Here is a 1,179-nt window from a genome sequence, read left to right as displayed (position 1 = left end):
TTTTGTCCGGCGCGCTCACCAAGGCGGGCCTGCTGAGCGCAAAGCGATGATCGACCGCGGTCATGATCTTTCTATCGTGCGCCAGGCGAAGGTCCTGAAGCTGGCTCGCAGCACGGTCTACTATGAACCTCGGCCAGTTTCGGCCGAGGACCTTGCCTTGATGCGTCGGCTCGATGAGCTGCATCTCGATTATCCCTTCGCGGGAGCGCGTATGCTGCGATCGTTGCTGCGGCGGGAGGGCGTATACGCCGGTCGCCGCCACATCGCGACGCTGATGAAGCGCATGGGGATCGAGGCGGTCTATCGTCGCCCGAACACGAGCAAGCCGGCTCCGGGTCACAAGATCTACCCGTACCTGTTGCGCGGATTGAAGATCGAGCGGCCCGACCATGCGTGGGCAATGGACATCACCTACATTCCGATGCGGCGTGGCTTCGTCTATCTCGCGGCGGTCGTCGATGTGTTCAGCCGACGGGTCCTGGCCCATCGCGTCTCGATCACAATGGAGGCGGCCTTCTGCGTCGAAGCGGTCCAGGAGGCGTTGGCGAAGCACGGCAGGCCCGAGATTTTCAACACGGATCAGGGCAGCCAGTTCACCAGCCTCGAGTTCACCGATGTGCTGCTGGACGCGAAGATCGCCATCAGCATGGACGGCAAGGGCGCCTGGCGCGACAACGTGTTTGTCGAGCGGCTCTGGCGCACGGTCAAATACGAAGAAGTTTATCTCCGCGCCTACGACAGCGTGTCCGAGGCGCGAGCGTCAATTGCCAAGTATCTGGCCTTCTACAATCAGGGACGCCCTCACTCGAGCCTTGACGGGCGCACGCCCGACGAGGCTTACTTCGGCACGCAAGCTATGGTGATGGCCGCATGACCGTCGCCGACGATTTTGTCGTCGCTCTGGTCGGGCTACGCCCTCCCGACGCAACGACAAAACCGTAAAGCCCCGCGTTCAGCATAACCCGGCAGGAATCCACTTAAATCCAGCGGGGCGCTGTCCAAACAACCGGGGCCAGCTCTTCGCCTCGCTGCGCGACCCGCGGTTGTCATCGATGACAGCGGTCACGCCATCAATGAAAGCTTGACACTCAGCGTGGGTCTTGAACGTGCCCTTGTACTTCCCGAATAGGAAGACGGTCCGGCCGTAACCCTTTCCGAAGAAGTATTGACCGACGTGTC

Annotated in this window: 2 protein-coding genes; one reads left to right on the top strand and one right to left on the bottom strand. The window is 61.4% G+C overall.

Features of this window, described 5'->3' with window-relative positions; genetic code table 11:
- On the top strand, window positions 1–874 hold an 874-nt coding region (locus JQ617_RS39845; protein ID WP_212031126.1), incomplete at its 5' end, for an IS3-like element ISRj2 family transposase.
- 78 nt (window positions 875–952) lie between these two features.
- Here the strand turns inward: JQ617_RS39845 and JQ617_RS39840 are convergent.
- Window positions 953–1,179 (bottom strand): hypothetical protein (locus JQ617_RS39840; protein WP_212031127.1); only part of this gene is annotated, 227 nt, incomplete at its 5' end.

Source organism: Bradyrhizobium sp. KB893862 SZCCT0404 (assembly GCF_018130885.1).
Classification (GTDB): domain Bacteria; phylum Pseudomonadota; class Alphaproteobacteria; order Rhizobiales; family Xanthobacteraceae; genus Bradyrhizobium; species Bradyrhizobium stylosanthis.
This window is presented reverse-complemented; position numbering and strand designations above follow the sequence as displayed.